General features: G+C 66.8%; 11 protein-coding genes. 8 read left to right on the forward strand and 3 right to left on the reverse strand.

Features of this window, described 5'->3' with window-relative positions; all coding sequences use genetic code 11:
* Position 1 precedes the first annotated feature (1 nt).
* On the reverse strand, positions 2-1,186 hold the full coding sequence (gene dxr, locus ACFVUS_RS12175; protein ID WP_387764267.1) for a 1-deoxy-D-xylulose-5-phosphate reductoisomerase: 1,185 nt from the start codon (positions 1,184-1,186) through the stop codon (positions 2-4).
* A gap of 100 nt (positions 1,187-1,286) precedes the next feature.
* Here dxr and ACFVUS_RS12180 point away from each other — a divergent pair, with 100 nt between their 5' ends.
* Both ACFVUS_RS12180 and ACFVUS_RS12185 read left to right on the forward strand, forming a co-directional pair.
* Entirely contained in the window at positions 1,287-1,571 is a 285-nt protein-coding gene (locus tag ACFVUS_RS12180) for a DUF2631 domain-containing protein (protein ID WP_387764269.1), read from the forward strand.
* A gap of 123 nt (positions 1,572-1,694) precedes the next feature.
* Positions 1,695-2,003 carry a hypothetical protein gene (locus tag ACFVUS_RS12185; RefSeq protein ID WP_387764271.1) on the forward strand — a complete coding sequence of 103 codons (309 nt, stop codon included), beginning with the start codon at positions 1,695-1,697 and terminating at the stop codon, positions 2,001-2,003.
* A gap of 92 nt (positions 2,004-2,095) precedes the next feature.
* Here the strand turns inward: ACFVUS_RS12185 and ACFVUS_RS12190 are convergent, their stop codons facing one another.
* Both ACFVUS_RS12190 and ACFVUS_RS12195 read right to left on the reverse strand, forming a co-directional pair.
* Positions 2,096-2,743 (reverse strand): hypothetical protein, encoded by a 648-nt coding sequence (locus ACFVUS_RS12190; protein WP_387764273.1) that lies wholly within the window; start codon positions 2,741-2,743, stop codon positions 2,096-2,098.
* A gap of 258 nt (positions 2,744-3,001) precedes the next feature.
* A complete protein-coding gene (locus tag ACFVUS_RS12195) occupies positions 3,002-3,709 on the reverse strand; it encodes a hypothetical protein (protein ID WP_387764275.1) in 708 nt (235 codons plus the stop codon).
* A gap of 227 nt (positions 3,710-3,936) precedes the next feature.
* On the opposite strand from ACFVUS_RS12195, the gene ACFVUS_RS12200 reads away from it, so the two are divergent.
* The 6 genes from ACFVUS_RS12200 (at position 3,937) to ACFVUS_RS12225 (ending at position 12,123) form a co-directional block, all read left to right on the forward strand.
* Entirely contained in the window at positions 3,937-4,917 is a 981-nt protein-coding gene (locus tag ACFVUS_RS12200) for a zinc-binding alcohol dehydrogenase family protein (RefSeq protein WP_387764277.1), read from the forward strand.
* Between the two features lie 15 nt (positions 4,918-4,932).
* Complete coding sequence (locus ACFVUS_RS12205) at positions 4,933-5,298, forward strand: DUF1304 domain-containing protein (protein WP_387764279.1); 366 nt, start codon at positions 4,933-4,935, stop codon at positions 5,296-5,298.
* A gap of 61 nt (positions 5,299-5,359) precedes the next feature.
* Positions 5,360-6,361: a Gfo/Idh/MocA family protein gene (locus ACFVUS_RS12210; RefSeq protein ID WP_387764281.1), complete on the forward strand. Its 1,002-nt coding sequence runs from the start codon at positions 5,360-5,362 to the stop codon at positions 6,359-6,361.
* A 145-nt stretch (positions 6,362-6,506) separates the two neighbouring features.
* Positions 6,507-8,159, forward strand: coding sequence for a sulfatase-like hydrolase/transferase (locus ACFVUS_RS12215; protein WP_387764283.1), 1,653 nt, complete (start codon positions 6,507-6,509; stop codon positions 8,157-8,159).
* 224 nt (positions 8,160-8,383) lie between these two features.
* Positions 8,384-8,992, forward strand: coding sequence for a hypothetical protein (locus tag ACFVUS_RS12220; RefSeq protein WP_387764285.1), 609 nt, complete (start codon positions 8,384-8,386; stop codon positions 8,990-8,992).
* The gene (locus ACFVUS_RS12225) at positions 8,989-12,123 is read left to right on the forward strand and encodes a helicase HerA domain-containing protein (RefSeq protein WP_387764287.1); all 3,135 of its coding nucleotides are present in this window, start codon (positions 8,989-8,991) and stop codon (positions 12,121-12,123) included. Before ACFVUS_RS12220 ends, ACFVUS_RS12225 begins: the two co-directional genes overlap by 4 nt.
* The last annotated feature ends 16 nt before the right edge of the window (positions 12,124-12,139 follow it).

Below are 12,139 nucleotides of genomic sequence, written 5' to 3' on the forward strand. Positions count from 1 at the left end.
GTCAGCCGCGCACGATCGTGCGCGCGGTTTCTCGCGCCCACGCATCGGCCGCGAGCACCTCGTCCAAGGTACTGGGTTCGGCGGTCCAGCGGTCGGCGGACTCCACGACCCGTGCGACCGTGCGCACGATCTCGGGGAATCGGATGTGCCCGTCGAGGAAGGCCTGCACGGCGATTTCATTGGCGGCGTTGTAGACCGCGGTCACACAGCCACCCGCGGTTCCGGCCTGCCGAGCCAGGTCGATGGCGGGGAAGACCTCGTTGTCGACCGGTTCGAAAGTCCAGGTCGAAGCGGTGGTCCAATCGCAGGCCGCAGCCGCGCCGGGCACCCGGTCCGGCCAGCCCAGGGCCAGTGCGATGGGCAGTTTCATATCCGGCGGGCTGGCCTGGGCCAGGGTGGAACCGTCGCAGAAGGTGACCATGGAGTGCACGATCGACTGCGGGTGCACGGTGACCTCGATGCGGTCGTAGGGCACGCCGAACAGCAGATGCGTTTCGATCAGCTCCAGGCCCTTGTTGACCAGCGAGGCCGAGTTCAAGGTGTTCATCGGACCCATGGACCAGGTCGGATGGGTTTTGGCCTCGGCCGGATTCACCGATTCCAGCATTTCGGCGGTCCAGCCGCGGAACGGTCCGCCCGAGGCGGTCAGCACCAGCGTGTCGACCTCCTCGGCACGCCCGCCGCGCAGGCACTGCGCCAGCGCCGAATGCTCGGAATCGACGGGGACGATCTGGCCGGGCTTGGCGGCGCGGGTCACCAGCGAACCGCCCGCGACCAGTGATTCCTTATTGGCCAGGGCGAGCCGCCGACCCGAGTGCAGCGTCTCCAGGGTGGGCTCCAAACCGAGCGAACCGACCAGTGCGTTCAGCACCACATCGGCGTCGGTGCGCCGCACCAATTCGGTCGCGGCATCCGGACCCGCCAGTGCCACACCGAGTTTCGCCGCCGCCGCCGCGTCCGCCACCGCCACATTCGTGGTTCCGGTGGCGGCGATCTGCTGCGCCAGCAATTCGGTATTGCCGCCGCGCGCGGCCAATCCGACCACCTCGAACCGGTCGGGATTGGCGGCGATCACCTCCAGCGCCTGGGTACCGATCGAACCCGTGCTGCCCAGCAGCAGAACCTTCACAACGTCGGACACCCGCTTATTCTCTCCTGCCGCGTAATCGCCTGTCGCCTGCCCCATCCGGTGACATGCCGTATCCACCGCCACCCTGCTGGCTACGACACTGGGTCGTATGTCACGATATGAGCCAGCATTCGATTCGAGCCTATAAGGAGCGAAAGTGGCCGCAACGGAACTGGAATCCGTCCACAGCGCCGATGTCGTCACCAAGGTCGACACCGCCGAGGTTCCGTCCGCCGCATGGGGTTGGAGCGGCGAATCGCGTCGTACCTTCCGCACCGCGGGCTGGGTCGTCGTCGTGATCCTGCTCGGCATGCTCTTCGAGGGCCCGCAGGGCGCGTCCTCGGGCAGCGGCCACACCGGATACATCTTCCTGATCGCCTTCGCGGTGTTGCTGGCTGTCATCCTGATTCGCGACTCACTGCTGCAACGCAAGCCTCGCTAGCGTCTCACCTGCGCAAATACACAGCCTCGCAAAGATTTTCGCGGGGCTGTGATCGTTTCCTCCTGAACATCAGGCAAACTCGAGGTTGGCAAACCCGCCATCGAAGTTTCCGGGAGTGAACGTATGCGCAAGATCCTGCCCTCCACCCTGCTGGCCGCATCGGCCGTCGGCGCCCTGCTGGTGCTGCCCACCGGTACCGCCTCGGCCCAGTCCCCCGCCTGCGCGCAGGTGGCCGACGTCCTCGGTGGCGTCACGGCCCTCGGACCGGACCACGACCTGGAGGTGCGTGTCGCCGATCAGCTGCTGGCCATCCAGGCCGAGGGCCAGGAGCGCGAGGTCATCTCCGAATACGCCGACGCGCTGAAGAACGGTGACGCCGCCTCCATCGGCACCGCCACCATTCTGCTCAACGGCGTGTGCGCCAAGTCCTGATCACCGGACATCCGCAGCGGCTTCGGGCCGGATCGCTTTATGCGATCCGGCCCGAAGTCTGTTGTGTGTGAAGTTGTTTCGCTACCGCGCTATTACGGAGCGGAGATGCGGCTGAAGAAGCCGATGCCGACGCCGATCGCGGCCGGAACACCGGTCAGGATCAGGCCCGCGGCCGCGCCCAGCGGGATACCGACCAGCGCGCCGGCGAAGCAGCCGCCGATCCAGCCGGGCAGCAGCACCGGGGTGCCGAGGAACGCGCCGATGGCGCAGCCGCCGACGCCGCCGATCAGGGTACCGACCATGGTGCCGATGGCGGTGATGACCGCGAACTGCGAGGAGGCGGCCGACCAGGCCGAGTCCTGATCCGCCTGGCTGGCCACATTCTGCAGCGGCAGATCCGCCGGGTGGGCCGCGGCCGGATCCATATTCGGGGTCAGGGTCGCGGTGTTGCCGTCGATCTGGGCCGCGATCGGGAAGGCCAGGCCGTCCTTGATGAAGTTCAGCGGGAAGGCGGTGACCAGGCCGCCCTGGGTGTCGCGCACCTGGAACTGATCACCCTGGGTGGTCAGCGAACCGATATCGGTCTTCAGGACCACCGACGCGCCTTCGATCTTGGCGTCGTAGTGGATAGCCGAGGCTTCCGGGGCAGCGTCGGCGGGGGCGGCGTAGCTGGTGCCGGTGGTGATGCCGAGGGCCGCGATGGCCAGAGCGGAGGTGGCGGCGAACTTCTTGAAACGCATGACTTCTCGTCGCTTTCGTCGGGCGGGACCCCTGTCTTGGGGAGCAGGTCCTCGTCGAGCACCTGGGGAATAGAATGGTTTTTCTATGTTGCCGAGGTGTTGCCGAATCATGGCGATAGTGGGTCGTCAAGCACGTTTCGGTTACGGTTCATGTTCAAACGGTCTTTTCAGGCCGTAATAAGCAAACTCTCAGTGCATAACAAAGGCCGGTACACATCCGAGGATGCGCACCGGCCTTCGAGTTCGAAGCAGGCTGTACTACTGGTTCGCGGGATCGTTGATGCGCTGGAAGAAGCCGATCGCGATGACGATCGCGGCCGGAACGCCGGTCAGGATCAGACCCGCCGCCGCACCCAGCGGGATGCCGACCAGCGCGCCCGCGACGCAGCCGCCCAGCCAGCCCGGCAGCAGAATCGGGGTGCCGAGGAACGCGCCGATCGCGCAGCCGCCGATACCGCCGACCAGGGTGCCGATCAACGTGCCGACCGCGGTGATGATGCCGAACTGCGCACCCGCCGCACCCACGGCGTCGTCGAACGCCTTCTGCTGGGTCGCCTGATGAATCGGCAGATCGACCGGCCGCGCGGCGGCGGCATCCATATCCGGGGTCAGCGTCGCGCGCAGGCCGTTGATGGCGGCCTTCAGCGGATACTGCATACCGTCCTTGATGAAACCGAGCGGGAACGCGGCGAGCAGGCCGCCGTGATTGTCGAGCAGCTGGAACTGGTCGTCCCGGGTGGTCATCGCGCCCGCGTCGGTGGTCAGCACGACCGAATCGCCCTCGATCGCGGCGTTCCAGTGAATCGACGGCACCAGGCCGTCGACGGCGTGGTTGAGACCATCGACAATGTCCGAGACGCCCGGTACGACCGGGGCGGGAGCGGGATCGGCGTGAACGGTTCCGGCGGTGATGCCGAGCGCCGCGATAACCATGGCCGATGTCGCGGCAAATTTGCTGAACTTCATCACTTCGTATGCTTTCCTTGCTCGAACACTGACGTGGACTAGGTTTCAGACCAGATAAGAAGGCCTCTAGTCAAGTGTCCAGGAATGAGTTACTGATAGGTAGCTAAGAAAGCGTATTGATAGCCGACCTCACTGAAACCGAGGTTGTGTGATCCGCTGCACAGCGGTGCGGCACCGATAGCATGTGGAGAGCCCGGACCGATTCGCTCGTGACCGAAAGGCGCCGAATGGCCGAGACCATGCGCGCGGTGGTGCTCGACGCACCCGGACCACCCGACGCGCTGCACATCCGGGATCTGCCCGTACCCGTGCCCGCGCCCGGGCAGGTGCTGATCCGGGTCAAGGCGTTCGGGCTCAATCGCTCCGAACTGCACACCAGGCTCGGGCTCGCCGAGGGCGTGGTCTTCCCGCGAGTACTCGGTATCGAGGCCACCGGCATCGTGCGGGAGTGTCCCGGCGGCGAATTCGAACCGGGACAGCAGGTCGTCACGCTGATGGGCGGTATGGGCCGCACCTTCGACGGCGGTTACGCCGAATACACCTGTGTGCCCGCCGGGCAGGTGATCCCGTTCCACAGCGACCTGCCCTGGGACGTGCTGGGCGCGGTGCCGGAGATGTTGCAGACCTCGTACGGTTCGCTCACCGTCGGACTGGATGCCAAGCGCGGCCAGTCCATTCTGATTCGCGGCGGCACCTCATCGATCGGCATGTGCACCGCGGTGCTGGCCAAACAGCGCGGGATGACGGTGCTGGCCACCACCCGCAATCCGGACAAGGCCGAGGCGTTGCGGCGCATCGGGGTCGACCACGTGATCCTGGACGACGGCGATATCGCCGCGCGGGTGCGCGAGATCATCGACGGCGGGGTGCACACCGCACTGGAATTGATCGGGACGCCGACGCTGCCGGATACCCTGCGCGCCACCGCTTTCCACGGTGTCGTCTGTTTCACCGGCATGCTGTCGAACCGGTGGACGGTCGAGAACTTCTATCCCATCGGCTATCTGCCGCGCGGGGTCCGGCTCGCGGCCTACGGCGGCGAGGCCGGGGATCTGCCGCCCGAAGTGCTGCAATCGTTCCTCGATGCCGTCGCGCACGGCATCACCACCGTGCCCATCAGCGGGACCTTCACCCTCGATGAGATCCGGAAGGCACACGCGGTGATGGAATCCGGCACCGCCGCAGGCAAACTCGTCGTCACCACCTGAATCGGAGGAGCGCGTATGTGGATCGTCGCCGCTATCTTGGTCGCCCTGGTGGCCGTACTGCACGGCTACATCCTGGTGCTGGAGATGTTCCTGTGGGACAAGGGTCCCGGACGGCAGCTGTCGGGATTCGATTCGGAGATGGCCGCCGCCACCAAACCGCTCGCGGCGAATCAGGGCCTGTACAACGGGTTCCTGGCGGCCGGGCTGGTGTGGGGACTCATTCTGGGCAGGCAGGACGGGCACGGCGTGCTGGTGTTCTTCACCAGTTGCGTGGTGATCGCTGGGCTTTACGGTGCCGCCACGGCGAATCGGCGGATTCTCGTCGCGCAGGCGCTGCCGGGTGCGCTGGCGCTGGCGGCGGTGCTCATCGCCGGAAAGTGACGGTGTTCGTCGCCGGGAAAGTGACGATGCCCGGCACCGGATGAACGATTACGGTGGCCTGATGAATGAACCCGCGGTCGCACCGCTGCGAATCGGTGTCCTCGGCGCAGCGGGCATCGCGCCCTCGGCCCTGATCGATCCGGCGAAACGGAATCCCGAGGTGGTGGTCGCGGCGGTGGCGGCCCGCGACGGCGCACGTGCGGCGGCCTTCGCGAAGAAGCACGATATCGGCACGGTCTATGACGATTACGAAAAGCTGGTCGCCGCACCGGATCTCGACGCCGTCTACGTTCCGCTGCCCAATGGCCTGCACGGGCGGTGGACGCGGGCCGCGCTGGCGGCGGGCAAACATGTGCTGTGCGAGAAGCCGTTCACGGCCAATGCCGCCGAGGCCCGCGAGATCGCGGACCAGGCGCAGGCCTCCGATCGAGTGGTGATGGAGGCGTTCCACTACCGCTATCACCCCTTCACGCTGGCGGTCGAGCAGATCGCCGCCTCAGGTGAATTGGGCAAGCTGGTGCGGATCGACACGGCGTTCTGCTTTCCGCTGCCCAAGTTCTCCGATATCCGGTACAACTACGATCTCGCCGGTGGCGCGCTGATGGACGCGGGCTGCTATGCCGTGCATATGGCACGCGTACTGGGTGGTGAGGAGCCCGAGGTCACCTCGGCGCAGGCGAAGGTGCGCGATCCGCGGATCGATCGCGCCATGACGGCCGAACTGCGGTATCCGAGCGGGCATACCGGGCGGATTCGCTGTTCGATGTGGTCCTCGGATGTGTTGCGGGTCAGCGCGCGGGTCATCGGCGAGCGGGGTGAGCTTCGCATGCTCAATCCGATCGGGCCGCAGCTCGGGCATCGGCTGACCGTTCGCACCGACCGGGGCAAGCGCGTCGAACGGTTCACCCGCCGCCCCACCTACGACTTCCAACTCGAGGCGTTCGCCGATGCCGTGCTGCGCGGTGCGCCGGTGCTGACGCCGCCGCGGGATTCGGTCGACACCATGACCGTCATCGACGCGATCTATCGGGCCGCCGGGCTGCCGCTGCGTCAGCCCGGCTGATCCGCCGGATCCCCCGGACGAGGGACGGCGAATCCCTCACCGGGGTGATGGTTTCTCCGGTTCGCGAACCTAGGCTGCTCTGCATCGGGCCGCGACACCGGCGATTCCATGCCCTCGGCCCGGCACGGCAGCTTTGGGAGGCACAGTGTTCGGTTCCGTCAGCAGAAGAGGATTCCTAGCCGGGGCGGCCACCACCGCGGCGGCAGCCACCGTCGCCGCGCCGGCGGGGCGGGCGCGCGCCGATGTGAACCCGGACCGGCCCAATATCCTCGTCGTGCTGGTGGATGAGATGCGCGCGCCGATGTGGTTCCCGGATCAGGGCGTGCTGGACGGGCTATTGCCGAATCTGGCGCGAATCCGTTCCGGCGGAGTGTCTTTCGATAATCACTACACCGCCGCGAACGATTGCACCGCCTCGCGCGGGGTGCTCGCGACCGGGCTGTACAGCCATCAGACCGGCTGCATGGTGGTCTCGGAATCCACGCTCTCGCCGAAGTTTCCGACCTGGGGATCGATGCTGCGCGATCACGGCTACGAGAGCACCTGGTGGGGCAAGTGGCATCTCGGGCACTATCCGGATCGCACGCCCGGGGCGCTGGATGCCTACGGATTCGGCGGGGGCACCTATCCCTCGCCGAACGGGGCTCCCGGACAGGGGCTTTCGATGGATCCCAAGATCGTCGATCAGTTCGCGGACTGGTTCGAACACGATGCCGGGACCGCGCCGTGGTGCACCACGGTATCGCTGGTGAATCCGCATGACATCCAGTACTGGCCGCGCTGGACGCGCCGCGATCAGGCCAATCTGGATATCCCGCAGTGGGTTTCGGAACTGCCGCAGAACTTCGAGTCACCCGAGCAGCTGAGCCGCAAACCGCGGTTGCAGACCGCGCTCATGCAGGTGTCGGCCATCGCGTTCGGGCTCGCCGAATACGGCACGCCGCAGGCGCGGCAGGCGTGGATCGATATGCGCAATCTGTATCTGTGGTTGCAGCAGCAGGTCGATATCCAGATCGGGCGGGTGCTCGACACGCTCGCCGCGCGACCGGATGTCGCGGCCAATACGGTCATCGTGTTCACCTCCGATCACGGGGATTACGCTGGGTCGCACGGGCTGCACGGTAAGGGCGGCGGCGCGTACGACGAGGCGATCCGGGTGCCGCTCTACGTGCATGATCCGCGTGGATACCTCAGTCCGAAGGACGGGACGAGCAGCCGGTCACAACTCACCTCCAGCGTGGATATCGCACCGCTGCTGCTGACCATCGGCACCGGCGGCAACGACTGGCGCGGGGACGGTCGATATGAACATCTGCGGGACCGGGCCGATCTGGCGGCGCTGTGCCGGAACCCGAACGCGGCGGGGCGGCCGTGGGTCGCGCACACCACCGATGAATCGACCATCGAGGAGGCGGCGATCATGTTCGATCGCAATGCCCCCGGTCACGTCGCCATGGTGCGCACCGCCGACACCAAATTCGCGGCGTACTCGCACTGGGTGGACGGGCGCATTCAGATCGACGCGGGCCAGGAACAGGAATTCGAGTTCTACGACTACGGCACCGAGGGCGGGCGACTCGAACTCGACAATCAGGCCGGAGCCGGAAACCCCTTGCGCGACAAGGCCGCCCAGCTGCTCGATCAGGTGGTGCGGGACGAAATCCAGCAGCCGCTGCCCGAATATCTGAAGGCAGCACAGGAGCAGGGCATCGGCGATTACCTCGATTCCCAGCGCAATCTGGCCGCCAAGGCCGAACGACTCGGCGCGTTCCTGGATGATTTCGTGGTGACGCACTGACGCGGGAGATCCGCCTACCGGCAAGTAGCCACGCGCGCCGGGCGGCATTCCCACTCGAGATCCCAAACCCCTTGCGGCACTGGACCGGATGGAATATTTCCTGAAGCAGAGGTGCCTCACCGATCGATAGCTACAGTGAAATCGCCCGGGGCGGTGCGGGTGGCCGGTGTCACCGTCCGCGCGGCCGGGCGGTTCTACCGAGGATCGAAGGGTGAGGGACTGACGTGGCCGATGAGCGATTGTCGTTGGGTGAGCGGTGCGTACTGCTCGTGCTGATGGCCGAGGCGCGCGAGCTGACCAATGGGGAGCTGGTCGCCATCGCGGGAATCAAGCTCGATGGGAAGAACCGTCGGCGGCTCAACGAGCTCGGGCTGGTGGCCAGCACGATGGTGCGGCGGGCGTACGTGCACGAGCTGACCGACGGTGGGGCGGTGTGGTGCCGGGCGGAATTGAGTGCGGCGCGGCCGAGCCGGGCGGGGTCCGCCGGGGGTGCGCTCTATGCCGTATTAGGCGGGCTGCGACGGCATCTCGACGACAGCGGGCAGGCACTCGCCGATATCTTCCAGCCCGATATCGCGGGTCAGGTGGAGGCGGCGTACGCGGAGCTGGCGCGCGGCGGTGGTGCGGCCGTGCGGCTCGCGGTGCTGCGCGAGCAACTCGGTGAGCTGTCCCGGGGTGCGGTGGACCGTGCGCTGGAATCGCTGGCCCGGCGCGATGACGTGCATGTGCGGGCCGAAGCCGATCAGCAGACGCTGACCGCACAGGATCGGGACGCGGCGATCGTGCTCGGCGGAACGGCACGACATCTGCTCACCATCGAGGCCGCGCGGTGAACGAGGAACAGCAATATGCGCTGGCCTCGGTGCAGTTCGGCAGTGTGCTCGGACCCGATGAGGTGTGGAGTCCACTGAACTATCACGTCGACGGACTGCATCCGCGCGCGGTGGCGCAGATCGAGCGGGCGGTGCTCGCGGCGAAGAACCGGCCGCACAGTACGCCGACCGGACTGGTGATCAGCGGGGAACGCGGGGTCGGCAAGACGCATATGCTCGGCTGGCTGCGACAGCATGTGCAGCAGCGGGGCGGGGCCTTCTTCATGCCCAAACTGATTGACGGGCAGTCATTCTGGTCGGGCGCGGTGCACGGCGTGGTGTCACAGCTGCTGGGGTCCGACGGCGGGCAGCTCGGCCGCATGCTCGGCGCACTCGCCGAACTCACCGGGTGCGGTGGCGAACTGCGCATGCGGTTGCGCGGCACCATGGCGATCGGCCGCGCCGATCTCGACGAATTCCTGGAGCGCGTCACGGAATTGGACGCGCAGGTGGCGGTGCAGTGCGAGGACACCTTGCGCGCGCTGGTGCTCTTCCAAGGCAAACGCGAACTGCGCGATATCGGGCACACCTTTCTCACCTTCGACGATGGCGTCGATCCGGCGGATCAGCTGGCGTGGGGTTTCCGGCGGCGCAATCGGCTACCGCAGCTGGTCTTCGGCGATATCTCGCGACTGTTCGCGCTGACCGGGCCCGTCGTGCTCGCCATCGACCAAATCGACAGTGTCATAGCGCAATCCGGGCAGGCCGACGGGGACGAGCTGGTGAACCGGCTCGCCGACGGGCTCATGCGCATGCGCGAGGAGACCACCCGCACCCTCATCGTCGCCGCCTGCCTGCCCAAATCGTGGGAGCTGATCACCACGCGCGCGGTGAACTCGGCCGCGGATCGATTCACCGTGGTCGAACTCTCCACCGCCATGCCGTCGGCCGCGGTGGCGACCGCCATCATCGAACGGCATCTCGGAAACCTCTACGGGGAGAACGGATTCGAGCCGCCGTATCCGACCTGGCCGGTCGTGCCCGCCGCCTTCGACGATCCGGTGGTCGCCGATTTCACGCCCCGCCGACTGCTCCAGCAGGTCGAGGAACACGTCCGACTATGTCTGGCCGAGAACTCGGTCATCGAACTCCAGCATTTCGGGAAACCGGCGACCGAACGCGTGAGCACCCGGATCATCCCCGCGGCCACCGAACTCGACGCCCTGGACCGTCGCTTCGCGGAGCTGCGCGCGGCCGCCGATGTGAGCGCGCCGCTGAATCCGAAATACGAAGACGATCAAATGTTCTCGCTGCTCAACGCGGCATTGGCCTGCTATGTCCTGGAGCAGGGCGAGGCCGGGCGCGTGCTGAGCGTCGACCCGCCCACCATCGTGCAGCAATCCCTGCACGCCCGGCTACGCCGCACCCTCGACGAGGCCACCGAGGATGAGGAGCACTGGAGTTTCCGCGCCATCGCGCACGGCCACCCCCGGGCGATGCTCACCCGGTTGCGCTCGGCCTGCCTGGAAGCCGGGATCCATCCCGGTGCGACCAAAAGACACCTGGTGATCCTGCGCAATACGACCTTCTCCCCCGGGCCGGTCACCAAGACCGCGATAGCCGAATTCGAAGCCGCGCACGGGATTACGCTGCCCATCGGGGAAGATGATCTACGGACGTTCGCGGCGCTGCGGGGGATGCACGCCGACGGCGGCCAGGGATTCCTGGGCTGGCTGGAGGCGCGCCGCCCCGCGAGCGGATCGGAACTGCTGCGGCAGGCGCTGCCCGCCGCCCGCAGCGGTGACCGCACGGTGGCGACCACGTTCGCCGGTCCGATCGTTACGGAAACCGATGCGGCGGGATGGGAACGCCGTGCAGCCGCCGCCGATGCGCCCACCCTTCGTCTTGCCCACGACGACGGTACGGACGCACCTTCGATCCAGCTCGGCCGCAGTATCGAGAACGGTGCGCCCTTCCGCATCCCACTGATCCAATTGCGCAAGCACACCGCTGTTTTCGCGGGCAGTGGGTCGGGTAAGACCGTGCTGCTGCGCCGCCTGGTGGAAGAGGCCGCGCTGCAAGGGGTGTCGTCGATCCTGATCGACACCAACAATGATCTGGCCCGGCTCGGCGATCCGTGGCCGTCGCCGCCGGACGGCTGGGGTCCGCGCGATCCCGAACGCGCGCAACGCTATCTGGCCGACACCGAGGTGATCGTGTGGACACCGCGCCGCGAGGCGGGCCGCCCGATCGCGCTGAACCCGCTCCCCGATTTCAGCGGCGTGCTCGACGATCCGGACGAATTCCGGCTCTCGATCGACGCCTCGGTGGCGAGCCTGGTCCCCCGCACCGGCCTGACCACCCAGAAACTCCGCACCGGCACAGCGGTTCTCACCGAATCCCTGGCGCATTTCGCCCGCGCGGGCGGCGGCGAACTGAGCGACTTCATCACCCTGCTCGGCACTCTTCCGTCCGATATCAGCACGATCCGCAATGCGAGTCGCCTGGCCGCCGATATGGCCGATGAACTCAATGCCGCCATGATCAACGATCCGCTGTTCGGCGGCGCGGGCGAACGCCTGGATCCGGGAGCGCTACTGTCCCCGGCCCCCGGCAAGCGGGCCCGCATCTCGGTGATCAGCTGCATCGGCCTGCCGACCGAACAGCAGCGCCAAACCTTCGTCAACCAACTCGAATTGGCGCTGTTCGCCTGGATCAAACGAAATCCCGCCGGGGACAAGCCATTGGGCGGTCTGCTGGTCCTGGACGAGGCGCAAACCTTCGTCCCCGCGATCGGCCGCACCGTGTCCTCGCAGAGCACCATCCAATTGGCCGCCCAGGCCCGCAAATATGGCCTGGGCATGGTCTACGCCACCCAGGCCCCCAAGGGGCTGAGCAATATGGTCACCGGCAACGCCGCCACCCAGTTCTACGGCCTCCTCAACGCCTCCATCCAAATCCAGGCGGCGAAAGACCTGGCTCGGGCGAAAGGCGGTCAGGTGGAAGACATCTCCCGCCTCACCGCGGGCCGCTTCTACGGCGCGACCGAAGGCCTCGCCTTCAGCAAGATAAACATCCCCATGTCGCTGAGCCACCACCCCGCCAGCGCCCTCACCGAAGAGGAGGTGCTGCGCCGGGCTCGCGGCCACTGATCATTTTTGGTCGAGC

Origin of the sequence: Nocardia sp. NPDC058058 (assembly GCF_042885355.1) — a bacterium.
In the GTDB taxonomy this organism is placed as follows: domain Bacteria; phylum Actinomycetota; class Actinomycetes; order Mycobacteriales; family Mycobacteriaceae; genus Nocardia.